Consider the following 22,990-nt stretch of genomic DNA (forward strand, 5'->3'; position numbering starts at 1 on the left):
GGGATCGGCTTCGGGTGTCGTTGTTGATCGGAAGGCGCGGATATCAGGCCGCGGTGGCGATGCCATATTGGGCCGACCGATGGCAGGGGCGCAGCAGGGTCAAGCCGTTTTCGAACTGATCGGCGCTGCGTTGCCAACTGAAGCGGCGCCCATAAGCGGCACAGACGCGCCGATCCCGGCCGAGCGCGATCGCGATGGCACGGGTGAGGTCGCGATCGGTCGCGCCGACCTTGTCGTCGAGGATGTCGAGCGGCCCGGCCACCGGAAAAGCAGCGACGGGCGTGCCGCATGCAAGCGCCTCGATCATGACGAGGCCATAGGTGTCGGTCATGCTCGGGAAAACCAGGACGTCGGCCGCGGCATAAGCGGCGGCCAGCGCGGCCCCGTGCAAGACACCCGGAAAATGGACCGTCGGATAATGCTGCATCAGCCATGCGCGTGCCGGGCCATCGCCGACCACGACCTTCGATCCGGGATGCGTGCTGTCCAGAAAGGCGTCGATATTCTTCTCGACCGCGACGCGTCCGACATAGAGCTGGATCGGGCGGGGAAGCGCGTCGAAGGCTGGGCACGGGCCGGCGCCGGGGTGAAAACAATCGCCATCGACGCCGCGCCCCCAAAGGTGCACCCGGTGCAGCCCTTGCGTGCGGAGCAGGTGCGCGACGGTCGGCGTGCTCGCCAGTACGGCGCTGGCGGGGTGATGGAACCAGCGGATGTAGCGCCAGAATAGCGACGGAGGCAATCTGGTCCGCTGGGTGAGATATTCGGGGAACCGGGTGTGATAGGCAGAGGTGAAGGGCAAGCCGTGCCGCACGCACCAGCGCCGCGCGGCGACGCCAAGCGGGCCTTCGGTCGCGATGTGGATCGCGTGCGGGTCGAACGCCGTCATCAGGCGGCCCATCGCGCCGGGTGAGGTCAACGCAAGGCGGATTTCGGGGTAGCTGGGGCAGGGGATCGAGGCAAAGCGATCGGGCGACACCACCAGCACCTCGTGCCCGCGCGCTTCGAGCACGTCGCGCAGCGCCTTCAGCGTGCGCACCACGCCGTTGACCTGCGGCAGCCAGGCGTCGGTGACGATCAGGATCTTCATCACGCCGCCTCGCGCACGCGCATTGCGTTGGGCGCCGTGGGCGGGGCTGTGCGCGCCGCCACTTCCTCCGCCCAATGCAGGATTTCCATGCGGCCGTCGAAATGCTCGACCAGCGCGGTGCAGCTTTCGACCCAGTCGCCGTCGTTATAATAGACGATGTCGCCGAACCGGCGTTCCTCGGCGGTGTGGATATGGCCGCAGACGACCCCGTCGCTGCCGAGACGCATCGCCTCATGCGCGACCGCATCCTCGAACCGCGAAATGAAGGCGACGGCGTTCTTCACCTTCTTCTTGGCGTGTTTCGACAGCGACCAATAGGGCAAACCGAGCCGTCGCCGCACAACCGCGACCACGCCGTTAAGCCGCAGCAATGCTGCATAAGCGAGGTCGCCGAACAGCGCGAGCCAGCGATGCCCCAGCACGATCGCGTCGAATTCGTCGCCGTGCAGCACCAGCAGCCGCCGCCCGTCGGCGGTGATGTGGATCGCATTTTTGCTGATTTCGACGCCGCCGAAATTCATCCCTGCGAACTGCCGGAACATCTCGTCGTGATTGCCGGGAATGTAGACGACCCGGCTGCCGCGCTTGGCGCGCTTCAGCACCCGGCGGACGATCGCATTGTGCCGCTCGGGCCAGTAGAAACGTTTCTTGAGCCGCCATCCGTCGATGATGTCGCCGACCAGATAGATGGTGTCGCTGTCGACATGATCGAGGAAGTCGATCAGGAGCGCGTCGTTGCAACCCCGCGTGCCCAGATGGACGTCGGAAATCCAGATCGTGCGATACCGCCGCCTCGGATGCCCCGACGGGCTGGCGGATGTGCGTAGTCTGGAAATGCCGTTGAACCGGCGGTCGGCCATCCCGTTGGGTGTGCGTCGGAACGAACTCATGCCCTCAGCCCTCCGTTTGCCGCCGGATACAGGAGGAATATGACAGTTCGACGCCGCGAAGATCGGTGACGCCGCCGAATCATCGGTTCCGGGGGCGAGCGCCGTTCGTGCCGGCCGCTCCCATGGTGGCCTGCGGCCCGGACGAACAGATGATTGGGAGGGAATTGCTGCTCTGCCGGAGCACGACGCGCCTATAGGCTTCGTCATGCGCCGCAGAGAGCTGCCGCCTGGTGACCCCTACGGGAATCGAACCCGTGTTTCAGCCGTGAAAGGGCCGCGTCCTAACCGCTAGACGAAGGGGCCATGCCTGGCGAAGGCAGCCGGTTAGGGAATGCGGAGCGGGCGGTCAAGCGTCTCTGGTGCCGGAATTGTCTATCAGCCGTCTGGCGCGCCATATAATTGTTGCGGCGCGCGCGCCCGATCAGGGCGCTGGCGCGGCGTAAAATGACGTGTTCGGCGCGGGCGTGCCGGCCGAGATGAGCAGACCGGGCCGGGCGATCATGCGGGCGGCACCCGGTCACGGACGGGGTCTCGGTCCATCGCGACATTGGGCCCATGGCGCAGCGCTGGCCCCTGCACCGGGGACGCATCATCGTTGGCGGGTGATCGTGGCGAAGAGTGGTGCCCAGGGACGGGATCGAACCGCCGACACTGCGATTTTCAGTCGCATGCTCTACCAACTGAGCTACCTGGGCACATCCGACGGGCGCCGGAGGAAAGCGGGCTTTAGTCGGGGCTATCGTCGCTGTCCAGCCCCGGTTGCGCATTTGCGATACTGCCCAAATCGACGGGCTCGCCGGGCACGCGATACCCTTCGCCAAGCCATTTCAGCAAGTCGCGGTCGCGGCAGCCACGGCTGCAGAACGGTTTGTGGTCGGGGGCAGCGGGTTTGCCGCAGAGGGGGCAGGTTTCGGCCAATGCCATGTCAGCTTCCGGAAGCGAATTGAATCGGCACGCCGGTGCGACGCGCCAGCTCGGCCACGAGATGGGGCCGCGCGTCGAGCCACGCAAGCGCCGGCGCGGGCAATATGTGGCGGGGCGGCACCGGCGGTGGTGTCCGCTCGATCGTGCGCAGCGCCGCGCGGGCAATCGCCCCGGCGGGATCGGCGCGGAGCAACTCGACCAGCGAGGCGCGCGGTCGCGGGCGGACGATCTGCAGGAAACCGAACCCGTTCATCGCGGTCCGCTCGAACGGCTGGGGCAGCGTGGCATCGATCGCTTCGGCGACGCGCTGGCGTTCGGCCTTGCCGCCGAGCGTGGGCAGGTCGATCCCGATCGAACCGCCGATATCGAGGCGGCGAATCGTCCTGGCGCTGGCGATCGCCCCGGCAATCGCCAGATCGAGCAGTGGCGCCGCGCCATCGACGTCGAACAGCGTCATCGCCGGGGTCGGCGACAGGCGCAGCGCGCCGCGCCCGAAGCCGATCTCGCCGGTCTCGGCTTCGTCGAGCAGTTCGGACCAGCCCGCCGCCTCGAGCGCATCGCTTTCATGCGCGCGCAAAAGGCGGATCGGGATATTCGTCGCGGTGATGCGCGCGAGCAGATCGGGGCCGGGGGCAGGGCGCGCATCGGGCGCCGCGGGGATGGCGCGCGGGCGTTTGGCGCGACCGGGTTCGGGGATCGCCTCGCGGACGATCTCGACCAGCAGCGCCGCCCCTTCGCTGAGCCGTGGCGGCACGCGATCGAGCATCGCTTCGCGGCCATCGTCAAGCACGACATGATCGCCGCGCCGCCGTGCCTCGGCGATCGTGCCGAGCGGGAGATTGCCCTCGAGTTCGAGCCGCGCTTCGACGATCACGCCATTTTCGACGAGCGCGGCGCGCGCCTCGCCGATCCCGGCCTCGTAGAGCCACTCAGCCAAGCGGCACGCCGGCGGTTTCGAGCAAGGCGCGCGTTTCGAACAGCGGCAACCCGATCACGCCCGAATGGCTGCCCGAGAGGAAGCGCACGAACGCCTCGGCGCGGCCCTGGATCGCATAGCCGCCTGCTTTGCCCAGCCCTTCGCCGCACGCGACGTAGCGCGTGATCTCGGCATCGGAGAGGCGTTTGAACGCGACCACGGTATCGACCAGCCGGGTGCGCACGATGCCGTCGGCATCGATCACGCAGACCGCCGACAGACAATGATGGCGCCGCCCCGAGAGCAGCCCGAGCAAGCGGCGCTGGACCGTCTCGTCGTCGGCCGGCGGCAGGATGCGGCGGCCGAGCGCGATCGTGGTGTCGCCGCCAAGGACCACGTCGCCCGGCGCGCGCGGCACGGCCTGCGCTTTGTCGATGGCGAGTCGCAGCGCATAGGCGCGGGGCAATTCGCCCGCGCGCGGACTTTCGTCGATATCGGGAGCGACAATCGCGTCGGGCACGATTCCGAGCCGCGCGAGCAGATCGCGGCGGCGCGGCGATGAGGAGGCGAGGACGAGCCGCATGGGCCCGGGCCTTATTTGAAGCGGTAGGTGATGCGACCCTTGGTGAGGTCGTAGGGCGTCAGTTCGACCAGCACTTCGTCGCCGACGAGCACGCGGATACGGTTCTTGCGCATCTTGCCGGCGGTATGACCCAGAATCTCATGGTCATTTTCCAACCGCACGCGAAACATCGCGTTGGGCAGCAGCTCGACCACATGGCCGCGCATTTCGAGAAGTTCTTCCTTGGCCAAACAAAACCTCTGATTTGGAGCGTGTATTCCGGAGACGCGGCGCCATAGCGCGCGCGCAGCGAAAAGGAAAGCGGCGCGCGCATCATCTCGGCTGTTGGCTTGGACGCCGCGACGCATTATCGAGCGCGTTCAGACTCCATGTCATAAAAACGAAAGAAAGTCCTCATCCGCCAGGTCGCTGCACTGCCGTACCAGATCGACGCCGCGGGTGACGCGCGCGTGATGCTGATCACCTCACGCGAGACGCGTCGCTGGGTCGTGCCCAAGGGCAACCCGGTGAAGGGGATCGCGCTCCACGAATCCGCGGCGCACGAAGCGTTCGAGGAAGCCGGGGTCACCGGCATCGCGTGCCCGACCGCGCTCGGCGAATATCGCTACGCCAAGCGCCGCCCCGACGGCACGACGCGGGGCATGAACGTCGCGGTGTTTCCGCTGCTGTTCCGCGAACAGGCCGCCGAATGGCCCGAGCAGGATGAGCGCGAGACGAGTTGGTTCGACCTGGCCGATGCGGCCGCCGCGGTCGACGAGCCCGAATTGAAGGAACTGATCCTCAATTTCCAGGCGCCGCCCGCTCCCGTGCCGCTCGGCGAGCGCGTGCTGCCCGCGGTTCCCGACAAGGTATGGGCGAAGATTCCGGTGCTGCGCTGGTTCCACGCGATGATGCCCAAGCAAGGGCGCTTCTTCGAGCTGTTCGAGGCGCATACCGTGACATTGGTCGCGGGCAGCGAGGCGCTGGCCGAACTGTTCGCCGATGGTGGCGATATTCCCAGCTCGATCGCCGAGATCATCCGCCGCGAGCATCAGGCCGACGACATCACGCGCGAAGTGCTGGGCGATGTGCGGCGCGTGTTCGTGACGCCGTTCGATCGCAGCGCGATCATCGACTTGATCGGCGCGATGGACGATGCGATCGACCAGATGAACGGCACCGCCAAATCGATCGCGCTCTACGGGCTCGACCGGTTCGAGCCGCCGATGCGCGACATGGTGGGGATCATCGTCGAGGCCGCGCGCGTGACCTCCGAGGCGATCCCGCTGCTGCGCCGGCTGAGCCCCAATGCACAGCGGCTCGATGAACTGACCTCGCGGTTGATCCAGCTCGAGGGCCATGCCGACGAGATCCACGAAGCGGGGCTGAAGGCGCTGTTCAAGGCGCATGGCGAGACCAACCCGATGGCGTTCATCGTCGGGCGTGAGATTTACGGGCATCTGGAAAAGGTCGTCGACAAGTTCGAGGATATCGCCAACGAGGTCCAGGGCCTCGTGATCGATCACGCCTGAGGCCGGGGGGATGATTTCCTTTTCGTTGCTGGTCGCGCTGATCGCGGTTGCGCTGCTGTTTGACTTTCTCAACGGGCTGCACGACGCCGCCAATTCGATCGCGACCGTGGTGGCGACGCGCGTGCTCCAGCCGCATTGGGCGGTCGCCTGGGCAGCGTTCTTCAACTTCATCGCCTTTCTGGTGTTCGGGCTCCACGTCGCTAACACGATCGGCGCGGGGATCATCAATCCCGATATCGTCAATGCGCAGGTGGTGTTCAGCGCGCTGATGGGCGCGATCGTCTGGAACGTCATCACCTGGCTGCTCGGCATCCCGTCGTCGTCGAGCCATGCGCTGATCGGTGGCTTGCTGGGCGCGGGCCTGTCCAAGGCGGGGCTGGCGACGATCGAATGGGGCGGCGTCACCAAGACGGTGCTCGCGATCGTCGGCTCGCCGGCGCTCGGCCTCGTGCTGGCGATGCTGCTGGTGCTGGGCGTGGCGTGGACCAGCCTCAGGCTCAGCCCGCTCGGCGTCGACAAGCGCTATCGCAAGCTCCAGCTCGTCTCGGCCGCGCTCTATTCGCTGGGGCACGGCGGCAACGACGCGCAGAAGACGATGGGGATCATCGCCGTGCTGCTTTATTCGCAAGGGATGCTCGGCAACGAATTCCATATTCCGCTTTGGGTGGTGCTTACCTGTCAGGCGGCGATGGCGCTCGGCACGCTCGCGGGCGGGTGGCGGATCGTCCACACGATGGGATCGAAGATCACGCGGCTGACGCCCGCGCAGGGCTTCTGTGCCGAAACCGGGGGCGCGATCACCCTGTTCGGCGCAACCTGGCTCGGGGTGCCGGTGTCGACCACGCACACGATCACCGGCGCGATCATCGGCGTCGGCGCCTCGCGGCGGCTGTCGGCGGTGCGGTGGAATGTCGCGAGCAACATCGTCGTCGCCTGGGTGGTGACGCTGCCCGCCGCCGCGGCCATTTCGGCGGCGACCTATTGGATCGTATCGCTGTTCTGACAAAAAATTCTCCCCTCCCTGCAAGGGAGGGGCCGGGGGTGGGTGCGAGCGATGCAAGGACGAGGCATCGAGCCTCGCCCTTGCAAACCCACCCCTCGATCCCCTCCCTTGCAGGGAGGGGAAGATTAGGTCAGGCGCCGCCGGCGAGCGCCGCGAGCAGCAGCAGCGCGACGATGTTGGTGATCTTGATCATCGGATTGACCGCGGGCCCCGCGGTATCCTTGTAGGGATCGCCGACGGTATCGCCCGTCACCGCGGCCTTATGGGCTTCGGAGCCCTTGCCGCCGTGATGGCCGTCCTCGATATATTTCTTGGCATTGTCCCACGCGCCGCCGCCCGAGGTCATCGAGATCGCGACGAACAGCCCCGAGACGATCACGCCGAGGAGCATCGCGCCCACCGCCGCAAACGCCGCGGCCTGGCCGGCCACGACATTGATGAGGAAATAGACGACGATCGGGCTCAGCACCGGCAGCAGGCTGGGCACGATCATCTCGCGGATCGCCGCCTTGGTGACGAGATCGACGGTGCGGCCGTAATTGGGCCGGCTGGTCCCCTGCATGATGCCGGGATTGTCGCGGAACTGCCCGCGCACTTCCTCGACCACCGCGCCCGCCGCACGGCCGACCGCGGTCATCCCGAACGCCCCGAAGATGAAGGGCAGCATCGCGCCGAGCAGCAGCCCGACGATGACATAGGGATTGCTGAGCGAGAAATCGACCGCAAGATCCGGGAAGTGGACCGCGAGGTCGCTCGTATAGGCGCCGAACAGCACCAGCGCGGCGAGCGCGGCGGAGCCGATCGCATAGCCCTTGGTGACCGCCTTGGTGGTGTTGCCGACCGCGTCGAGCGCGTCGGTCCGCTCGCGCACGTCATCGGGCAGCCCCGCCATTTCGGCGATGCCGCCGGCATTGTCGGTGACCGGGCCGTAGGCGTCGAGCGCCACGACCATGCCCGCCAGCGCGAGCATCGAGGTCGCCGCGAAGGCGATGCCGATCACGCCGGCGAACTGATAGGTCGCGATCACCGCGACGACGATCACCAGCGTCGGCAGCGCGGTCGATTCGAGGCTGACCGCGAGACCCTGGATGACGTTGGTGCCGTGGCCCGTCTCCGACGCCCTGGCGATGCTGCGCACCGGGCGGTAATTGGTGCCGGTGTAATATTCGGTGATCCACACGATCAGCCCGGTCACGACCAGCCCGATCATCATGCACCAGAACAGATCCATGCCGGTGAAGCCGGACGAGACGGAAGCGGCGGTGGCGACGCTGCCGGTCAGCACGTCGGCCGGGCCATCGAGAAAGCCCTCGCCGCCGATGACGGCGTTCAGATCGCCGAGCACCCATTTGGTGGCGGCGTAGATTGCCCCGGCCGAGAGGATCGCCGAGGTGAAGAAGCCCTTGTAGAGCGCGCCCATGATCGAGCCGCCGCCCAGCCGCACCACATAGGTGCCGATGACCGAGGCGATGATGCACACCCCGCCGACGACCAGCGGCAGCGTCATCAGCCCGAGCAGCTCGGCGCCCGATGCGCGGACGAGCAGCGCGATCGAGATCATCGTGACGCCCAGCGTCACCACATAGGTTTCGAACAGATCGGCGGCCATGCCGGCGCAGTCGCCGACGTTATCGCCGACATTGTCGGCAATCACCGCGGGGTTGCGGGGATCGTCCTCGGGAATCCCCGCCTCGACCTTGCCGACCAGATCGGCGCCGACATCGGCGGCCTTGGTGAAGATACCGCCGCCGAGGCGCGCGAAGATCGAAATGAGCGAGGCGCCGAACGCGAGCGCGGTCAGCGATTCGATGATGATCCGGTCGTTGGGGGCATGGCCGGCGGGGCCGGTCAGATACCAGAAAAAGCCCGCAATCGCGAGCAGGCCGAGCCCGGCCACCAGCATCCCCGTGACGGCGCCCGAGCGGAACGCAAGCGTGAGCCCGCCTTGCAGGCTGGTCCGCGCGGCTTCTGCGGTACGGACGTTGGCGCGCACCGAGATGTTCATGCCGACAAACCCCGCGACGCCCGATAGCACCGCGCCGATCACGAAGCCGACGGTCGAGGTGAGCCCGAGCGTCACCGCGATGATGATCGCGACCACGATTCCGACGATGGCGATGGTGGTATATTGGCGGCCCAGATAGGCCTTGGCGCCTTCCTGGATGGCGGCGGCGATGTCCTGCATCTTCTCGTTGCCCGCGGACGCGCGCAACACCTGCTGGCTTGTGATGAAACCGTAGACGACGGCAAGCAAGCCGCACGCAATGGCGGCATAGACAAACGTCATTGGCTGACCCTTTCCCCTGCTCCTAAAAGCCCGGAAGCATTTTGCTGCCCCCGTGACGACGCGAAGGTATAGGCGCCAAGCGGTCGAGCGCAAGCCGCGGATGGCGGCTACACCTCAGTGCTGGAAGCCAAGCGTGGTGGGCAGCGGAATGGGCAAACCGCCATCGGTGAGCGCCAGCCCCGCCCCCGCGGTGACCGTGCCGATACGGGTTGCGGGGGCTGTCAGTCGGGTGTCGGTGGGGGCGGCGAACAGAAGTTCGTAATCATCCCCGCTTGTTGCGGCAGCAAGGCGGGCGGCGCGATCCTCCCCCGCGAAGGCGCGATAGGCGTCCGACAGCGGGATCGCGCCGAGATCAATCGTGATGCCGAGACCGCTCGCATTGGCCATGCGCGCGGCATCGATCAACAGACCGTCGGAGATATCCATCATCGCATGAACCAGTGGCGCCAGCGCCTTGCCCTCGGCGAGGCGGGGGGTGGGGCGATGGTATCGGTTGGCGAGTTCGGCCGGGCCGGGTTCGCCGCGCGCGATCCGCAGCCCCGCACCCGCATCGCCGATCGTGCCGGTGACGTAGAGTGCGTCGCCTTCCCGCGCGTCGGTGCGTGCGGGGGGCGTCTGCGCGCGCCCGATTGCGGTCAGGGTGATGACGCGGGGGGCATCGGCGGGGCGCGAGACAGTGTCGCCGCCGAGAAGCGGGGAAGCGAAATGCGTGAGCGCGTTGCCAAGCCCAGCGAGGAAGGCGCGGTCCCAGCCGCCATCGCCCAGCGGGTAATTGAGCAGCACGCCTTCGGGCACCGCGCCCTTGGCGGCGAGATCGGAGAGGTTCACCGCAACCAGCTTCCACGCCACATCGGCGGGCGCGTCGCCGGCGAGATAATGCACGCCCTCGACGATCGTGTCGGTGGTGAGGATGAGATCGCCCAGCCGCGCGACATCGTCGCGCAGCCCCAGCGCGCCGGGATGGAGCGGAAGGGTGCGCAGGGCGGCGAGGAAGTCGGCTTCGGTCATTGCGCCAAGGCTAGCCGCTCGACCAACCGCACGCCATGGCGGCGCCGCGCTTCAATTGGTTCGACCATTACCCCGGACTTGTGCCACGCTCCAAGGTGCCGCGACTCCTGAGCGGACGGTTCTTGCGGCGCATTGGATGCCGGAACAAGTCCGGCATGACGGGGAGGGCTCACGGCTCGCGCCTGGCGCCCTCGAGGTCGCGGTTGCGGCGATCGATCTCGGCCCGTGCCGCGGCCTTTTCCGCCTTGGTGCGGCCGAAGGCGGCGCGGTTGGCGGCGGCGGTGGCTTCGCGGTCGGCCCGCGTCCTGGCCTTGCGCGCCAGCCGCAGGTTGATGACCTCCGCCGTCATTCAGGCGCGGACGTCTTTGGCGAGCGCGTCGAGCAGGCCGTTGACGAAGCCCTTTTCGCGCTTGTCGTAAAAGGCATCGGCGACGTCGAGATATTCGCTGATCACCGCCTTGGTCGGTACGTCGGGCCGCGCGATCAGTTCGTAGGCGCCGGCGCGCAGGATCGCCTTCATCGGCTTGTCGAGCCGGTCGAGCGTCCAGCCGGTGGCCAGTTTCTCGGCGATGCGGCGGTCGATCTCGCCCATGCGCGCGGCAACGCCGCCGACAACGTCGTCGAAAAAGGGCACGTCGGCATCGACATATTCGGCATCGTCGACCGTGGCGCCGAGCCGGTGATGATGGAATTCGTGGAGCAGCACGGTGACCGCGGTGCCTTCCATCTCGTGCTGGTAGAGCGCCTGGACAGCGGCGAGGCGCGCGGCGGCACGGGCCCGCGAACGGGCGGCGGTACGGTTCATCGTTTCAATTCCGGTTCGTCGCCCGAAAGGCGGATCGACACCGAACGGGCATGCGCGGGCAACCCCTCGGCGGTCGCGAGTGCGATCGCCGCGGGGCCTACGCGAGCCAGCGAGGCCGGGTCAAGCGCGAGGAAACTCGTCCGCTTCATGAAATCGAGTACCGACAGCCCCGACGAGAAACGCGCGCGTCGCCCTGTGGGCAGAACGTGGTTGGGCCCCGCGACATAATCGCCGATCGCCTCGGGGGTGTGGCGGCCGAGGAACACCGAGCCCGCGTGGCGGACGCGATCGAACAGGCCGTGCGGATCGTCGACCGCGAGCTCGAGATGCTCGGGGGCGAGCCGGTTGACCAGCGGCAGCGCTTCTTCGAGGCTCGCCGTCACGATGATCGCGCCATTGGCGTCCCACGCCGCGCGCGCGACCTGCGCGGTGGCGAGCGTGCCGATCTGGAGGTCGACCGCTTCGGCCACGGCAGCCGCGAACGCGGCATCGTCGGTGAACAGGATCGACTGGCTGGTGGGGTCGTGCTCGGACTGGCTGAGCAGATCGGCGGCGATCCAGTCGGGATCGTTCCTGCCGTCGGCGACGACCACGATCTCGCTCGGCCCGGCGACCATATCGATCCCGACCACGCCGTAAAGCTGGCGCTTGGCCTCGGCGACCCAGGCGTTGCCGGGGCCGGTGACGACATCGACCGGCTTGATCCGATCGGTGCCGTACGCGAGCGCGGCGATCGCCTGTGCGCCGCCGATCCGCCATATTTCGTCGACCCCGCCGAGTTCGGCCGCGGCGAGGACGAGCGGATTGATCTCGCCCTTGGGGGTCGGGGTCACCATCACCAGCCGCGCGACTCCTGCGACCTTGGCGGGGATCGCGTTCATCAGCACCGACGAGGGATAGGCCGCGCGGCCGCCGGGAACATAGACCCCTGCGGCATCGACCGGGCTCCAGCGCGCGCCGGTGCGCACCCCCGCGGCGTCGGTGGTGTCGCTGTCGGTCGGGCGTTGCTGCGCGTGATAGGTGGCAATGCGCTCGGCCGCGAGTTCGAGCGCGGCGCGCAATTCGGGCTCCAGCCCGGCGAGCGCCGCGACGCAGGCCGATCGCTCGATCCGCCAGCCGGTCGTGGCGAGGTCGTGGTGGTCGAATTTCTCGGTGAACGCGCGCACCGCGGCGTCGCCTTCGTCGCGCACGCTGGCGACGATCGTGCGCACGTCGCGCGCGACATCGGCGTCGGTTTCGCGCCGCGCGTTGACCAGCGCGTCGAAATCGCGCGCGAAGCCCGGATCGGAGGTGAAAAGCCGGATCATGCCTGCGCGTGCTCGACGGCGCGGCGGAACGCATCGACCAGCGGCACCACGCGCGCGCGCGTCTTGAAGGCGGCGCGGCTGACGACCAACCGGCTGCTGACCTGAGCGATCGTCTCGACCTCGACCAGCCCGTTTTCCTTGAGCGTGCGCCCCGACGACACGAGATCGACGATGCGCGGCGCAAGCCCCAGCGTCGGCGCCAATTCCATCGCGCCGTTCAGCTTGACGCATTCGGCCTGCACGCCGCGCGCCTCGAAAAAGGTGCGCGTGGCGTGCGGATATTTGGTCGCGACGCGGACATGGCTCCAGCCGCGCGGGTCGTCCTTCTCGGCCATGTCGGCGGGTTCGGCGACCGACAGGCGGCAATGGCCGATCCTGAGATCGACCGGCGCGTAGAGCTCGGGATAATCGAACTCCATCAGCACGTCGGAGCCGACGATGCCGAGCTGCGCGGCACCGTGCGCGACAAAGGTCGCGACATCGAAGGCGCGCACGCGAATCAGCTCGATTCCCGCGTCGTTGGTGGCGAAGCGCAGCGCGCGGCTGGCGTCGTCGGAAAAGGCGGCTTCGGGCACAATGCCCACCGCCGCAAGCAGCGGCAGCGCCTCGTCGAGGATGCGTCCCTTGGGGACGGCGATGATGATCGGATCGGCCATGGGCGAGGGGGCTTTACTTGCGCAGGCGCACAGGGGCAATGGACCTTTCTCCGCCGCAGCGGGAGGCAGCGATGGCAAGCGAGCAGAACAACCGGGGCGCCTTCCTGATCCAGCAGCATTATTGCGCAGCGATGGCCGCGCCGATCTACGCGCGGCTGTGTGCGGTGCTGGCGCGCGGGCTGACGCGCGCGAGCCGGACCGGCGCTCGCGCGCTCGACTGGCCAGGCGAGCCGACGCGCGATGCGTTGCCGCTCCGGCTGGTCGGTGGGCTTCATGCGCTGGTGCTGGCGGGCAGGGACGCTGCACTGGCGGCGATCTTCGCGGGCGAGATCAGCGATGTCGCGACGATCGAGGCAGAGCTGGCGCGCGTGCTGGTCGAGCATGACGACGCGCTGCTGCCGTGGCTCGACGGGCCGCCGCAGACCAACGAGCCGGGACGGTCGGGCGCGTTGATCGTGGGGTTGATCGAGGTTGCGCGGCGGTTCGGGCCAAAGCTCGAGATTCTCGAGATCGGGTCGAGCGCGGGGCTCAATCTGATGATCGATCGCTATCGCTTCGATCTCGGCGGCGTGCTGCTGGGCCCGCCATCGTCGCCGGTGACGATCGTGCCCGAATGGCGGGGGCCGCCACCCGAGGCGGTGCCGATCGAGATCGTCGCGACGCGCGGCAGCGATATCGCGCCGATCGATGCGACCGATCCGGCGGTCGCGGCGCGGCTTGCTGCTTATGTCTGGGCGGAGGCGCCGGCACGGCTCGATCGCCTGCGGCGCGCGATCGCGATGCTGCGCGAACAGCCGGTGCGGCTCGATCGGGCTGATGCGGCGGAGTGGCTCGACATCCGACTCGCCGAGCCGCAGGCAGCGGGCGTTACCCGCGTGCTGATGCATTCGGTGGTGTGGCAATATCTGCCCGAGGCAAGCGCCGCGCGCATCCGGGCCGCGATGCGCGCGGCCGGCGCGCGCGCGACGCCGGAACGCCCGCTGGCCTGGGTGTCGATGGAGCCCGATCGCGCCTTGGCCGAGCAGGTGGTGAGCGTGGCGTGCTGGCCCGGCGCGGGCCTCCGCACCGTGCTGGCGACCGCCCATGCCCATGGCGCGTGGGTGAACGGGACGCCCCACCATGCCGGCGGCGGCCAGCCAATCGCCCTGCCCGAGAGTGCGAAAGTGGTGATCTAGGAGCGATCCACCCTCGTAGAAATGGCGCCGTCACGCGATGTTGCTGGCGATCAATGGCGGTTACGTACTGGTGCGCCTATATGGGGTCCATGGAACAGGCGCCCGCATTTCATTACCGGATCGGTATCGACCCCGCGGACATCGATTTCATGGGGCACGTCAATAATGCGAGCTACCTGAAATGGGTGCAGGAAGCGGTGATCAGCCACTGGCGCAAGATCGCGCCGCCGGATGCGGTGGCCGGGCATCTGTGGGTCGCGCTCAAGCACGAGATCACCTATCGCAAGCCGACCTTCCTCGATGACGACGTGATCGCGACGGTGCTGCTCCAGAAGGTGCAGGGCGCGCGGGCGTTCTACGAAACGATCATCCGGCGCGGCGAGGACGTGCTCGCCGAGGTCAAATCGAGCTGGTGCTGCATCGATGCCGATACGCGCCGCCCCGCGCGCGTCGCCAGAGACGTGATCGAGCGCTTCTTCACGCCGCGCTGATCGCCTGTTTCACGATTCCGTGAAACAGGGGCGGCCCCGGCCCGCTCCTCCACCCCACCTCCCAGACAATATACTGCCGTTGGGAGGTGGGGCGGGGGAGCGGGCCGGGGCCGCTATCCACGTTAGTGGATCAAAAATTCTCCCGCTTGGCCAGCCAGTCCTGGATCGCCGCGGTAACGGCGTCGGGGGCTTCCCACGGCACGAAATGACCGGCATCGATCTCGACCACTTTCAGGTCGGGCACCAGCGCGCCCAGCCCGTCGAGCTGGCACGGCAGCAGCGCTTTGTCGCGCATCCCCCAGATCACCAGCGTCGGCTGGGTAACCGGCGGGAAGGGCGCGTCGAGGAAAGCGGGGCGTTCGGCCGCGGCATCCGTTTCGGGCACGTCGATCGCGCTGGCGCGATACCAGTTGAGCATCGCCGTCATCGCCCCTGGCTGGCCCCATTGTTGTAGATAAACGGGCTTTTCGGCAGCGACCTTCGCGGCGTCGGTATGCGGCGCGAAGCTGCCATCGAAAAAGGCGGATAGCCCGATCTGATCGATATGCTGTTCGATGCCGGGGTTGCGGAAGGCGCGGATATACTGGCTCGCCGCGCGCTGTGCGGGATCGTCGAACAGCGATTTCTGGAAGAGAAACGGATGCGGCGCGTTGGCGATGATCAGCCGCACGATGCGGTTCGGGTGCTGGAGCGCCGCCATCCACGCGACCGCGCCGCCCCAATCGTGGCCGACCAGCGTGAAGCGGTCGATCCCGAAATGATCGGCGAGCGCGAGCACGTCGGCGACGATCCGGTCGGGCGTGTACTTCTCGACGCCCTCGGGCTTGGAGGAGCCCGCATAGCCGCGCTGATCGGGGGCGATGACGAAATGGTCGGCGGCGAGCGCGGGGATCTGGTGCCGCCAGGTGCGGTGCGATTCGGGAAAACCGTGGAGCAGGATGATCGGCGGTGCGGTGGGGTTGCCCGCCGTGACGACGTCGAGGTCGACGCCGCTCGAGAGTGCGATCCGCTGTTGGTCGAAGGTCATTTCCCCTCCCGCTTGCGGGAGGGGTTAGGGGAGGGCCTATCCCTGCTCACCGCGCGACAAACATGCCCTCCCCCGCCCCCTCCCGCAAGCGGGAGGGGAGGATTATGGATAGCTCACCGTCATCGGGACTTCGGGGATCGGAATCCATTCCTTGTCGTCGCCGGGTACCTTGGCGAACTCGCCCGCTTTCCACGCGCGCTTGGCTTCGTTGATGCGCTCGCGCGAGGACGAGACGAAATTCCACCACACATGGCGCGGGGTTGTGAAGGCCTCGCCACCGCACAGCATCACCCGCGCGCCGGTCTCCGAGCGCAATGTGGCAGCGACGCCGGGGCGCAGGACGTAGAGCGTCATCGGATCGAGGGGCAGGCCGTCGAGCGTGGCCTCGCCCGACGCGACATAAACCGCGCGCTCGTCGGTCACCGCGTCGATCGGGATCGATCCGCCGCCGGCCAGCACGATATCGGCATAGATCGTATCGGCGTAGGTCGTGGTCGGCGCCCGCCGTCCCCACAGGCTGCCCATCACCACGCGGGCCTTGACGCAATTGTCCTCGACCACCGGCAGGTGGGCGCGTTCGACATGCTCGAAGGCGGGCGCCATTTCCTCGCGATCGTCGGGCAGCGCAATCCACGTCTGGATGCCAGACAATTCGGGGCCGATCGCGCGTTCGGCGCTGGGCGAGCGCTCGGAATGGACGATGCCCGAACCCGCGGTCATCAGATTGACCGCACCCGGCGCGATCGTCGCGAAGGTGCCGATCGAATCGCGATGGTCGATCGCGCCCGCGAACAGATAGGTGACCGTGGCAAGGTTGATATGCGGGTGCGGCCGCACGTCGATGCCCTGCCCGACCGAAAGATGCGCCGGCCCCATCTGATCGAAGAACAGGAACGGCCCCACCATCGTGCGGTCTTTGGTGGGCAAGGTGCGGTGGACCTTGAACCCGCCCAGATCGTGGGTGACGGGGGTGATCGTCTGGAGCACGAGATCGTCGTTTGTCATGGGAGGTTCCTCGTCAGGCGCCGTCGAGTTCGGCGTAGCGGCGAAAAAGATCGTCATCGTTGAAGGCGATCCGGCGGTCGCTGGCAAGATAGGCCTGGATGCGCGGGAGCGCGGCCACCTGATCGTGGATGCGTACCAGCCCGGGCAGATCGGGTTCGAGCGTCGCCATGCGTTTGGGGAACATATAGCGCAGTCCCTCGATCAACTGGAACAGCGAGGTGTCGACGAAGGTCCAGCGGTCGTCGATCATCCACGCGCCGTCATTGGCCCCGGCGGCAGCCTCGAAATGCTGGAGATATTTGGGCATCCGCCGCTCGCGGAATTGCGTGGCGGCGCGCGCGGCTTCCTGCTTCTGTTCGTAATAATAAGCGCCGGGCGAGACCGGATGATGCACATTGTGCACCTCGGTGAGCATATCGGCGATGGTAAGCTGGATCTGGTTGAGCCAGAGCAGGTCGGCCATCGCCGATGGCGCGAGATCGTGGCGTTGCGCCAGATAGAGCAGGATATTGGCGACCTGCGCGATCGCGAAACCGTCGAGTTCGAGGAACGGCGGGGCGAACGGGCGGCGGCTGTAGATCTTGTTCATCCGCTCGACCAGCGCGTCCTCGCCGCGTTCGCGCGCGCAATCGCGATAGGCAATGTCCCCGGCCTCCAGCGCGAGGCGGATGAATTCGCCTCGCCCCTGCACCGATGGCCAATACCATAATTTATAGATCATTCAGGCCTCTCCCGGCGCCCGCGCCCGGATTGCGAGCGCGTGGATACGCGCGTCCATCAGATCGCCCAGCGCCTTGTTCACCAAACGCTGTCGCGCGACGCGCGATTGCCCCTCGAAGGCCGCCGATTCGACGATCACGGTGAAGTGCGATTCGCCCGAGCCGTCATCGCCGGCATGGCCGCGATGCCCGGCGCTATCGTTGATCACCTCGAGCCTGGTCGGGGTGAGCGCGTGGGTGAGGCGGGTCGCGATTTCGGCGGCGACGGGGCCGGTGGCAGCACGGGTCATAGCCCCTATATAGGCCGCTTTGTCCAAAGCGGGGAGCGACGTTGCGACGGCCAGCCAAAGATAAGCCCAACACGCGATTTCATGGCCGCGTCGAGGATAATGGGCGGCGATGCGAACAGCCGGGATGCACCGAGCCCGGCGAGTTTCGCGCGCCCGGCGCGGTTTCGCGGCCGGCCGATCAGCCGCGCGGCTATCGCTGGTTCTGCCTCGATCATGTTCGCGAGTTCAACGCGCGCTACAATTTTTTCAGCGGCATGACCCCCGAAGAGATCAGTGATGCGCAGCGCCCGTTTTCGGGGTGGGAGCGCGAGACGCGGGCGTTCGCCAGCGCGGGCGGCGATGTGCCGCCGCGCTGGGCGGATTTTTCCGATCCGCTCGATGCGATCGGCGCACGCTTCCAGCGCAAGGTCGCGCCCGAACGCCGCGACGGCCGAGCCCTGTCCGACGGCGACCGCAAGGCGATGCGCATCATGGGGCTGGCGGTGGACGCCGATCGCGCCGCGCTTCGCAAACGCTATGCCGAGCTTCTCCAGCGCTACCACCCCGATCGCAACGGCGGTGACCGCACCCACGAACACGCGCTGCGCGAGGTGATCGAGGCGTATCAGCGGCTGCGCAACGCGCCTGCCTTCGCGCCGGCGCCATAGGGTTCAATCCCGATCGGGGGCGCCGAGCGGGAAGAACGCGCGATAGGGCCGGGCCTCGTCGACGCAGCGCGCCACCGATGGCCGCGCGAGCAGCCGCGTTCGATACGCGTTGAGGGTGGCGCAGGACGCGGGGATCGGCTGCACCCAATCGGCATAGAAAAGGGAGGGCGCCGCGGCGCAATCGGCGAGGCTGAACGCGTCTCCCGCCGCCCAGTCGCGGCCGCCGAGTTCGCGGTCGAGCCAGGCGTAGATCGTGTCGAGCCGTGCCCGCGCCTTGTCGACACCGTAAGCGTCGCGCTGGCCCTCGGGGCGCAAGGCATCGGCGACGGGCGCCTGCATCGACCCCATCACATAATTGTCGAACACCCGATCGAGCCAGCGCACGCGCAGCGCGACATCACCATCGTCGGGGATCAGCCGGACGGGGCCGGGGTGATGGAGGTGGAGATACTCGATCACGCTTGTCGCCTCGAAGATCTGGCGATCGCCATCGACGAGCAGCGGGAACAACTTGAGCGGCCAGCGCCGTTCGAGTTCTGCGCTATTTTCGGGATGGTCGGGGTCGATCATCCGAAAGGTGAAGCGCGTGCCGTTTTCGTACAGCGCGATCAGCGCCTTCCAGGTGTAGGACGAGAAGGGGTGGCCGAAGAGGTCGAGCATCACCAGCGCCCCGCTTCCATCTTGTCGCGTCGGGCCATTTCCCGCGCGCTCGGGGTTTCCATCTCGAACGAATCGGTCTTCAGCGCGCCATCGGGCTCATAGGTCGACATCAGGACCCCGCCCGGGGTCAGCCGCTGTTCGACCAGCCTGAACGCGCCCGGCGGGGTGCCGTCGCCGAACAACCGTTTGCCTGCCCCCAGCGTGACCGGGGCGACCATCAGCACCAGCCGGTCGAGCAACCCGCGCTGGAGCAATTGCGGGTAGAGCGTCGAACTGCCCTGGATGACGAGTGTGGGCCCATCCCCGGCCTTCAGCGCGGCGAGCGCATCCACGTCCGCAAGGCGGTGGCTGCCCTCCCATTCGAGCCGCTCGTCCGACCGCGTCAGGACGTATTTGTCGATCGTCGCGAAGCTGGCCGCGATCGGATCGTCGGCGGGCATGAACGGCCAATGCGCGGCGAAGATATCGTACGTCCGTCGGCCGAGCAGGAGATCGAAGGGCGGCGCGAACAGCGTGTCCACCTGATGGCCGACCGCCTCCTCGAACAGCGCGGCCATCCATCCGCCGCTGGCGAAGCCGCCCTGCGTATCTTCTTCCGGGCCGCCCGGCCCCTGCATCACGCCATCGAGCGAGACGAACGCGCCCCCGACGATCCTACGCATCGGCGAGCGTGCCCGCGCGCGCGGCCTCGATCCTGGCGATATCGATCTTCTTCATCGTCATCATCGCTTCCATCGCACGCCTGGCAGCGGCGCGATCGGGATCGGTTGTGGCCTCAAGCAGCGCGCGCGGGGTGATCTGCCACGAAAAGCCCCAACGGTCCTTGCACCAGCCGCACATGCTTTCCGCGCCGCCGTTGCCGACGATCGCGTCCCAATAGCGATCGGTCGTTGCCTGATCGTCGGTCAGCACCATGAAGCTGACCGCTTCGTTGGGCTTGAAGATCGGCCCGCCGTTGATGCCGACGAAGGATTGGCCGAGCAGTGTAAACTCGACGGTCAGTTCCTCGCCTTTCCTGGTCGACGGATTATCGGCCGCCGACGCGTGGCCCGCGCCGACATGGCTGTCGGGAAAGGTTGCGGCATAGAATTTTGCCGCGTTGCGCGCCTCGCCATGGTCGAACCACAGGCACGTCGTCATCGCTGGTTTGGTCATTGTCTCGCCTTCCTTAATTGCCGGGGCCGACCGCGCCGAACACGACGCCGTGCGTGTCGGTGGCGACGATGATCCGGTCGCCGCCCGGCACCGCCATCGGCCCGGTGAGGACGGTGCCGCCCTGCTCGCCGACGCTGGCGGCGGCGGCGTCGATATCGGGGGTGCGGAAGTAGAATCGCCATCCGGTCGGCTGGCCGGCTTCAGTGGCGGTCATCGTCGCGCCGATCGTGGTGCCCGCGGCCTCGACGAACACGTAATCGCCCATTTCGCCCATCGGCATCTTGTCGGGATAGGTCCAGCCGAACACATCCGCGTAGAAGGCATGCGCACCTTGCTGATCGGTCGTGGTCAGTTCGTTCCAGTTGCACTTGCCCATGCCGGTGCGCTCGAACGCATTGCTGTTCTCGTCGCTGGCGCCGCGCATCACGTAGAAGGGATTGCCCTGCGGATCGGTGACGAGCGCCATCCGGCCGACGCCGTCGATCGTCCATGGCGGCATGATGACGCCGCCACCGGCGGCCTTGAGCCTGTCGACCGTCGCATCGACATCATCGACGCCGATATAGAAGAACCAGCCGGGCTTTGCGCCGCCTTTGACCATCTCATCGGTGAGCCGCATCACGCCGCCGACGTGACCACCCCCTGCGGTGTCGATCATGCGATAGTCCATGCCGGGCATCGCGGGGACGGCGTCGATCGTCCAGCCGATGACATGGTCGTAAAACGCCTTCGACGCATCGGGGTCGGCGGTCGCCAGTTCGTACCAGATCGGCGTGCCATGGGGGTTGGTCATCGCGCTTCTCCCTTCAGGCGTCGGTATCGAGGATCGGCACGAAGCCACCGAAGATCATCCGCTTGCCGTCGAACGGCATCGGCGTGTCGCGCATCCGCGGATCGTCCATCATCGCGGCCATCCCGGCGTCGCGCGTCGGCTTGTCGGGCCATTCGATCCACGAGAAAACGACCGTTTCTTCAGGCGTGGCGGCAACCGCGCGCTTGAAATCGGTGACCTTGCCGTCGGGCACGTCGGTGCCCCAATTCTCGACCAGCCGCGTCGCCCCCAGTTCCTTGAAGATCCCGGCGGCCATGCGGGCATGGGCGATATAATCGTCCTTGGCACTGGTCGGCACCGGCGCGACCATGCCGTCGACATAGCCGAAGCCGCCGCCGCTGCCGATGTCCAGCACGGTATCGAAACCGGCATAGATCATCCGCTGCATGTCGAACGGGATCGGCGTGCCGTCGGGCTTCATGCGCTCGTCGGTCATCATCTTTGCGGACGCGGCATCGCAGGTCGCCTTGTCGGGCCAGAACACCCATGAATAGACGATCTGCTCGTCGGGCTCGGCCTGCACGGCGCGTTTCATGTCGGTCTGCTTGCCGTCGGGGACATCGTCGCCCCAGGCCTCGACGATGCGCTGCGCGCCGTAATCGGCGAAGACGGGGGCCGCCTTGGCGGCCATGTCGTGATAGGCTTGCCGATTGTTCTGGCCGGCGGGGATCACGAACCCCTGAACATAGGTCATCATCTCTCTCCTCGAACGATCAGGTGAAGGGCGCCCCCCGGCTGAGCACGATCGCGGCGATCGTCGTCGCGAAACCGATCAAGGCGAGCACGATGCCGCCCGCGGTGCGGAAGAAGCGGGTCATTGCGCCGCCTTTCTTCCGGGTTCGACGAAGCCCGCCGGCGGCTGGCCGGTGAAGTCCGCCAGTTGCGCCCGGAGCGCGCGCTGAAAGGCGGGCCGTGCCTCGCCGCGCTCGACATAAGCGCCAAGGTTCGCGAACTCGTCGACGATCCCCGAGCGCCGCAACGGCCGCAGCACCGAAACCATCATCAGATCGCCGATGCTGAAACCGCCGTCGAGCCAGTCGGCGCCGCCCAGTCGCTGCGAAAGGTCGGCAAGCCGCCCGCGGACGCGATCGTCGACGATCGGCAGTCGCGCGTCGGCCCAACGCTCGTTGCACTCGATGACGGCGGCATGGAAGCGTTCGGTAATCGGCGTCTCGACCGAATTGAGCGCCGCGAACAGCCACTCGATCGCGCGGGCGCGGCCGTGGGGATCATCGGGCAGCAGACCGGGGTGGCGCTCGGCGATATGGAGCACGATCGCGCCCGATTCGAACAGGACGAGCCCGTCCTCCTCATAGGTCGGCACCTGCCCGAACGGCTGGTGTGCACGGTGTGCCCCCTCCTTGTGCGTGCCGAAGCGAAGCAGGCGCACATCATAGGGCTGGCCCACCTCCTCGAGCGCCCAGCGGACGCGCAGGTCGCGCACCAATCCCCTGGCACCATCGGGAACCCAATCGAGCGCGGTGACGATGGGCGTGTTCATGCCGCGGCCTCGGGCTGCATCACCGCCATCGCCGCCTCGACGTCCATGAACATCGGCTCGAAATGGTGCCCGTCGAGATCCTCGAAGCTGCGCCCGTACATGAAGCCCATATCCTGCGTCGGCCCCGGATCGGCCTTGCCGCCGGCGGCTTCGGCCCTGGCGACGATCGCGTCGACTGCCGCGCGGCTATCCTGCGACAGGCAGAGCAAGGCCGCGCTCGTCCGGTGCGTGTCGGCGATCTGCTTGGCGGTGAAGGTCGCGTAGAAGCCCTTGTCGAGCAGCATGAACACGATTCCGTCGGACCATTGCATCGACGACGCCTGTTCGTTCGAAAAACGCGGGTCCTTGGTCATCCCGATCGCCTCGTAAAAGGCCGTCGCCTTGGCGACGTCGGCGACGGGCAGGTTCACGAAGATCATCTTCGGCATCGTTCTCTCCTGAAATTCTGCTCAGTTTTTGTCCGAATGATCGAGGCCGGGATATCCGTCGGCGGCGGTACCGCCATCGC

General features: G+C 67.2%; 28 protein-coding genes, 2 tRNA genes and 1 pseudogene. 5 read left to right on the top strand and 26 right to left on the bottom strand.

Going from position 1 to position 22,990, the window contains the following annotated elements:
* Window positions 1-43 precede the first annotated feature (43 nt).
* The 8 genes from NFE57_RS02735 to infA all read right to left on the bottom strand — a co-directional run bounded on the left by NFE57_RS02735 (window position 44) and on the right by infA (window position 4,633).
* Window positions 44-1,090 (bottom strand): glycosyltransferase family 4 protein, encoded by a 1,047-nt coding sequence (locus tag NFE57_RS02735; RefSeq protein WP_252134037.1) that lies wholly within the window; start codon window positions 1,088-1,090, stop codon window positions 44-46.
* The gene (locus tag NFE57_RS02740; protein ID WP_382279469.1) at window positions 1,090-1,950 is read right to left on the bottom strand and encodes a UDP-2,3-diacylglucosamine diphosphatase; all 861 of its coding nucleotides are present in this window, start codon (window positions 1,948-1,950) and stop codon (window positions 1,090-1,092) included. Before NFE57_RS02740 ends, NFE57_RS02735 begins: the two co-directional genes overlap by 1 nt.
* A 258-nt stretch (window positions 1,951-2,208) precedes the next feature.
* Window positions 2,209-2,283: transfer RNA gene (locus NFE57_RS02745), tRNA-Glu, on the bottom strand.
* Window positions 2,284-2,599: 316 nt separating this feature from the next.
* Window positions 2,600-2,675 (bottom strand) — tRNA-Phe (locus NFE57_RS02750).
* 31 nt (window positions 2,676-2,706) lie between these two features.
* Window positions 2,707-2,904 (bottom strand): DNA gyrase inhibitor YacG, encoded by a 198-nt coding sequence (locus NFE57_RS02755; RefSeq protein ID WP_252134039.1) that lies wholly within the window; start codon window positions 2,902-2,904, stop codon window positions 2,707-2,709.
* Between the two features lies 1 nt (window position 2,905).
* The gene (locus tag NFE57_RS02760; RefSeq protein WP_252134040.1) at window positions 2,906-3,841 is read right to left on the bottom strand and encodes a ribonuclease; all 936 of its coding nucleotides are present in this window, start codon (window positions 3,839-3,841) and stop codon (window positions 2,906-2,908) included.
* Window positions 3,834-4,403 (bottom strand): Maf family protein, encoded by a 570-nt coding sequence (locus NFE57_RS02765; RefSeq protein ID WP_252134041.1) that lies wholly within the window; start codon window positions 4,401-4,403, stop codon window positions 3,834-3,836. The genes NFE57_RS02760 and NFE57_RS02765 overlap by 8 nt, the downstream gene beginning before the upstream one ends.
* A gap of 11 nt (window positions 4,404-4,414) precedes the next feature.
* The gene (infA, locus tag NFE57_RS02770) at window positions 4,415-4,633 is read right to left on the bottom strand and encodes a translation initiation factor IF-1 (protein ID WP_043152179.1); all 219 of its coding nucleotides are present in this window, start codon (window positions 4,631-4,633) and stop codon (window positions 4,415-4,417) included.
* 165 nt (window positions 4,634-4,798) lie between these two features.
* Here infA and NFE57_RS02775 point away from each other — a divergent pair, with 165 nt between their 5' ends.
* Window positions 4,799-5,914, top strand: a complete 1,116-nt coding sequence (locus NFE57_RS02775) for a DUF47 family protein (protein ID WP_252134277.1) — start codon at window positions 4,799-4,801, stop codon at window positions 5,912-5,914.
* A gap of 10 nt (window positions 5,915-5,924) precedes the next feature.
* A complete protein-coding gene (locus tag NFE57_RS02780; protein WP_252134042.1) occupies window positions 5,925-6,917 on the top strand; it encodes an inorganic phosphate transporter in 993 nt (330 codons plus the stop codon).
* 130 nt (window positions 6,918-7,047) lie between these two features.
* Here the strand turns inward: NFE57_RS02780 and NFE57_RS02785 are convergent, their stop codons facing one another.
* The 6 genes from NFE57_RS02785 to hisG all read right to left on the bottom strand — a co-directional run bounded on the left by NFE57_RS02785 (window position 7,048) and on the right by hisG (window position 12,980).
* Window positions 7,048-9,204, bottom strand: coding sequence for a sodium-translocating pyrophosphatase (locus tag NFE57_RS02785; RefSeq protein ID WP_252134043.1), 2,157 nt, complete (start codon window positions 9,202-9,204; stop codon window positions 7,048-7,050).
* A 114-nt stretch (window positions 9,205-9,318) separates the two neighbouring features.
* Window positions 9,319-10,212 (bottom strand): thiamine-phosphate kinase, encoded by an 894-nt coding sequence (thiL, locus tag NFE57_RS02790; RefSeq protein ID WP_252134044.1) that lies wholly within the window; start codon window positions 10,210-10,212, stop codon window positions 9,319-9,321.
* 169 nt (window positions 10,213-10,381) lie between these two features.
* A complete protein-coding gene (locus tag NFE57_RS02795) occupies window positions 10,382-10,561 on the bottom strand; it encodes a DUF4169 family protein (RefSeq protein ID WP_252134045.1) in 180 nt (59 codons plus the stop codon).
* Window positions 10,562-11,017 (bottom strand): transcription antitermination factor NusB, encoded by a 456-nt coding sequence (gene nusB, locus NFE57_RS02800; RefSeq protein WP_252134046.1) that lies wholly within the window; start codon window positions 11,015-11,017, stop codon window positions 10,562-10,564.
* A complete protein-coding gene (gene hisD / locus NFE57_RS02805; protein ID WP_252134047.1) occupies window positions 11,014-12,324 on the bottom strand; it encodes a histidinol dehydrogenase in 1,311 nt (436 codons plus the stop codon). Before hisD ends, nusB begins: the two co-directional genes overlap by 4 nt.
* Window positions 12,321-12,980, bottom strand: coding sequence for an ATP phosphoribosyltransferase (gene hisG / locus NFE57_RS02810; RefSeq protein WP_252134048.1), 660 nt, complete (start codon window positions 12,978-12,980; stop codon window positions 12,321-12,323). Before hisG ends, hisD begins: the two co-directional genes overlap by 4 nt.
* Window positions 12,981-13,051: 71 nt before the next feature.
* Between hisG and NFE57_RS02815 the strand changes: the two genes are divergently transcribed.
* Window positions 13,052-14,155, top strand: a complete 1,104-nt coding sequence (locus tag NFE57_RS02815) for a DUF2332 domain-containing protein (protein WP_252134049.1) — start codon at window positions 13,052-13,054, stop codon at window positions 14,153-14,155.
* Window positions 14,156-14,244: 89 nt separating this feature from the next.
* Window positions 14,245-14,646 (top strand): acyl-CoA thioesterase, encoded by a 402-nt coding sequence (locus tag NFE57_RS02820; protein ID WP_252134050.1) that lies wholly within the window; start codon window positions 14,245-14,247, stop codon window positions 14,644-14,646.
* Between the two features lie 130 nt (window positions 14,647-14,776).
* On the opposite strand, the gene NFE57_RS02825 is transcribed toward NFE57_RS02820, so the two are convergent.
* The 4 genes from NFE57_RS02825 to NFE57_RS02840 form a co-directional block, all read right to left on the bottom strand.
* Window positions 14,777-15,673: an alpha/beta fold hydrolase gene (locus tag NFE57_RS02825; RefSeq protein WP_252134051.1), complete on the bottom strand. Its 897-nt coding sequence runs from the start codon at window positions 15,671-15,673 to the stop codon at window positions 14,777-14,779.
* 102 nt (window positions 15,674-15,775) lie between these two features.
* Window positions 15,776-16,678: a pirin family protein gene (locus tag NFE57_RS02830; protein ID WP_252134052.1), complete on the bottom strand. Its 903-nt coding sequence runs from the start codon at window positions 16,676-16,678 to the stop codon at window positions 15,776-15,778.
* A 13-nt stretch (window positions 16,679-16,691) separates the two neighbouring features.
* Complete coding sequence (locus NFE57_RS02835; RefSeq protein WP_252134053.1) at window positions 16,692-17,399, bottom strand: glutathione S-transferase; 708 nt, start codon at window positions 17,397-17,399, stop codon at window positions 16,692-16,694.
* Window positions 17,400-17,687, bottom strand: coding sequence for a BolA family protein (locus NFE57_RS02840; RefSeq protein WP_252134054.1), 288 nt, complete (start codon window positions 17,685-17,687; stop codon window positions 17,400-17,402).
* Between the two features lie 41 nt (window positions 17,688-17,728).
* Between NFE57_RS02840 and NFE57_RS02845 the strand changes: the two genes are divergently transcribed.
* Window positions 17,729-18,334, top strand: coding sequence for a J domain-containing protein (locus NFE57_RS02845; protein WP_252134055.1), 606 nt, complete (start codon window positions 17,729-17,731; stop codon window positions 18,332-18,334).
* A 3-nt stretch (window positions 18,335-18,337) separates the two neighbouring features.
* Here NFE57_RS02845 and NFE57_RS02850 read toward each other — a convergent pair whose 3' ends face one another.
* The 8 genes and pseudogenes from NFE57_RS02850 to NFE57_RS02885 all read right to left on the bottom strand — a co-directional run bounded on the left by NFE57_RS02850 (window position 18,338) and on the right by NFE57_RS02885 (window position 22,910).
* Window positions 18,338-18,994, bottom strand: coding sequence for a glutathione S-transferase family protein (locus NFE57_RS02850; RefSeq protein ID WP_286207618.1), 657 nt, complete (start codon window positions 18,992-18,994; stop codon window positions 18,338-18,340).
* On the bottom strand, window positions 18,994-19,656 hold the full coding sequence (locus tag NFE57_RS02855) for a dihydrofolate reductase family protein (protein WP_252134057.1): 663 nt from the start codon (window positions 19,654-19,656) through the stop codon (window positions 18,994-18,996). The genes NFE57_RS02850 and NFE57_RS02855 overlap by 1 nt, the downstream gene beginning before the upstream one ends.
* Window positions 19,649-20,149 carry a VOC family protein gene (locus NFE57_RS02860; protein WP_252134058.1) on the bottom strand — a complete coding sequence of 167 codons (501 nt, stop codon included), beginning with the start codon at window positions 20,147-20,149 and terminating at the stop codon, window positions 19,649-19,651. Before NFE57_RS02860 ends, NFE57_RS02855 begins: the two co-directional genes overlap by 8 nt.
* Window positions 20,150-20,162: 13 nt before the next feature.
* Window positions 20,163-20,942, bottom strand: a complete 780-nt coding sequence (locus NFE57_RS02865) for a VOC family protein (protein ID WP_252134059.1) — start codon at window positions 20,940-20,942, stop codon at window positions 20,163-20,165.
* A 13-nt stretch (window positions 20,943-20,955) separates the two neighbouring features.
* On the bottom strand, window positions 20,956-21,360 hold the full coding sequence (locus tag NFE57_RS02870) for a DUF1428 domain-containing protein (protein WP_252134278.1): 405 nt from the start codon (window positions 21,358-21,360) through the stop codon (window positions 20,956-20,958).
* 18 nt (window positions 21,361-21,378) lie between these two features.
* Window positions 21,379-21,678, bottom strand: a pseudogene (locus NFE57_RS16640) (DUF1428 domain-containing protein); the annotation flags it as partial.
* Window positions 21,679-21,795: 117 nt separating this feature from the next.
* Window positions 21,796-22,482, bottom strand: coding sequence for a glutathione S-transferase family protein (locus tag NFE57_RS02880; protein ID WP_252134060.1), 687 nt, complete (start codon window positions 22,480-22,482; stop codon window positions 21,796-21,798).
* Window positions 22,479-22,910, bottom strand: a complete 432-nt coding sequence (locus NFE57_RS02885; protein ID WP_252134061.1) for a VOC family protein — start codon at window positions 22,908-22,910, stop codon at window positions 22,479-22,481. The genes NFE57_RS02880 and NFE57_RS02885 overlap by 4 nt, the downstream gene beginning before the upstream one ends.
* Window positions 22,911-22,990: the final 80 nt, after the last annotated feature.

It is taken from the genome of Hephaestia sp. MAHUQ-44 (genome assembly GCF_023806085.1).
Classification (GTDB): domain Bacteria; phylum Pseudomonadota; class Alphaproteobacteria; order Sphingomonadales; family Sphingomonadaceae; genus Sphingomonas.

Bases quoted from the DNA above. Each gene is read 5' to 3' on its own strand.
- hisD (WP_252134047.1), bottom strand. From the start codon at position 12,324: ATGATCCGGCTTTTCACCTCCGATCCGGGCTTCGCGCGCGATTTCGAC.
- NFE57_RS02885 (WP_252134061.1), bottom strand. From the start codon at position 22,910: ATGCCGAAGATGATCTTCGTGAACCTGCCCGTCGCCGACGTCGCCAAG.
- NFE57_RS02860 (WP_252134058.1), bottom strand. From the start codon at position 20,149: ATGACCAAACCAGCGATGACGACGTGCCTGTGGTTCGACCATGGCGAG.
- thiL (WP_252134044.1), bottom strand. From the start codon at position 10,212: ATGACCGAAGCCGACTTCCTCGCCGCCCTGCGCACCCTTCCGCTCCAT.
- NFE57_RS02870 (WP_252134278.1), bottom strand. From the start codon at position 21,360: ATGATCTATGCCGGTTTCGATACCGTGCTGGACATCGGCAGCGGCGGC.
- NFE57_RS02865 (WP_252134059.1), bottom strand. From the start codon at position 20,942: ATGACCAACCCCCATGGCACGCCGATCTGGTACGAACTGGCGACCGCC.
- NFE57_RS02795 (WP_252134045.1), bottom strand. From the start codon at position 10,561: ATGACGGCGGAGGTCATCAACCTGCGGCTGGCGCGCAAGGCCAGGACG.
- NFE57_RS02880 (WP_252134060.1), bottom strand. From the start codon at position 22,482: ATGAACACGCCCATCGTCACCGCGCTCGATTGGGTTCCCGATGGTGCC.
- NFE57_RS02835 (WP_252134053.1), bottom strand. From the start codon at position 17,399: ATGATCTATAAATTATGGTATTGGCCATCGGTGCAGGGGCGAGGCGAA.
- NFE57_RS02780 (WP_252134042.1), top strand. From the start codon at position 5,925: ATGATTTCCTTTTCGTTGCTGGTCGCGCTGATCGCGGTTGCGCTGCTG.
- NFE57_RS02850 (WP_286207618.1), bottom strand. From the start codon at position 18,994: ATGCTCGACCTCTTCGGCCACCCCTTCTCGTCCTACACCTGGAAGGCG.
- NFE57_RS02740 (WP_382279469.1), bottom strand. From the start codon at position 1,950: ATGGCCGACCGCCGGTTCAACGGCATTTCCAGACTACGCACATCCGCC.
- NFE57_RS02765 (WP_252134041.1), bottom strand. From the start codon at position 4,403: ATGCGGCTCGTCCTCGCCTCCTCATCGCCGCGCCGCCGCGATCTGCTC.
- NFE57_RS02840 (WP_252134054.1), bottom strand. From the start codon at position 17,687: ATGACCCGTGCTGCCACCGGCCCCGTCGCCGCCGAAATCGCGACCCGC.
- NFE57_RS02815 (WP_252134049.1), top strand. From the start codon at position 13,052: ATGGCAAGCGAGCAGAACAACCGGGGCGCCTTCCTGATCCAGCAGCAT.
- NFE57_RS02825 (WP_252134051.1), bottom strand. From the start codon at position 15,673: ATGACCTTCGACCAACAGCGGATCGCACTCTCGAGCGGCGTCGACCTC.
- NFE57_RS02855 (WP_252134057.1), bottom strand. From the start codon at position 19,656: ATGCGTAGGATCGTCGGGGGCGCGTTCGTCTCGCTCGATGGCGTGATG.
- NFE57_RS02755 (WP_252134039.1), bottom strand. From the start codon at position 2,904: ATGGCATTGGCCGAAACCTGCCCCCTCTGCGGCAAACCCGCTGCCCCC.
- NFE57_RS02735 (WP_252134037.1), bottom strand. From the start codon at position 1,090: ATGAAGATCCTGATCGTCACCGACGCCTGGCTGCCGCAGGTCAACGGC.
- nusB (WP_252134046.1), bottom strand. From the start codon at position 11,017: ATGAACCGTACCGCCGCCCGTTCGCGGGCCCGTGCCGCCGCGCGCCTC.
- NFE57_RS02830 (WP_252134052.1), bottom strand. From the start codon at position 16,678: ATGACAAACGACGATCTCGTGCTCCAGACGATCACCCCCGTCACCCAC.
- NFE57_RS02785 (WP_252134043.1), bottom strand. From the start codon at position 9,204: ATGACGTTTGTCTATGCCGCCATTGCGTGCGGCTTGCTTGCCGTCGTC.
- NFE57_RS02820 (WP_252134050.1), top strand. From the start codon at position 14,245: ATGGAACAGGCGCCCGCATTTCATTACCGGATCGGTATCGACCCCGCG.
- hisG (WP_252134048.1), bottom strand. From the start codon at position 12,980: ATGGCCGATCCGATCATCATCGCCGTCCCCAAGGGACGCATCCTCGAC.